A 241-nucleotide genomic window follows, 5' to 3' on the forward strand; every position below is an offset into this window, starting at 1 on the left:
TTAATACTCGCTTTAAAACGCTGGTAGAGAAAACCTGGCCGGGCGATGAAAAAGTGTGGGCCAAACTGGCGGTGGTGCACGACAAACAAGTGCATATGGCGAACCTGTGTGTGGTTGGCGGTTTCGCGGTGAACGGTGTTGCGGCGCTGCACTCGGATCTGGTGGTGAAAGATCTGTTCCCGGAATATCACCAGCTATGGCCGAACAAATTCCATAACGTCACCAACGGTATTACCCCACG

The 241-nt window shown here is 52.7% G+C and carries 1 protein-coding gene; it reads left to right on the forward strand.

The annotated features are described in order from the left end of the window. On the forward strand, nucleotides 1-241 hold a 241-nt coding region (locus HMPREF0298_RS11375; RefSeq protein WP_006841356.1), incomplete at both ends, for a glycogen/starch/alpha-glucan phosphorylase.

Source organism: Corynebacterium lipophiloflavum DSM 44291 (assembly GCF_000159635.1).
In the GTDB taxonomy this organism is placed as follows: Bacteria; Actinomycetota; Actinomycetes; order Mycobacteriales; family Mycobacteriaceae; genus Corynebacterium; species Corynebacterium lipophiloflavum.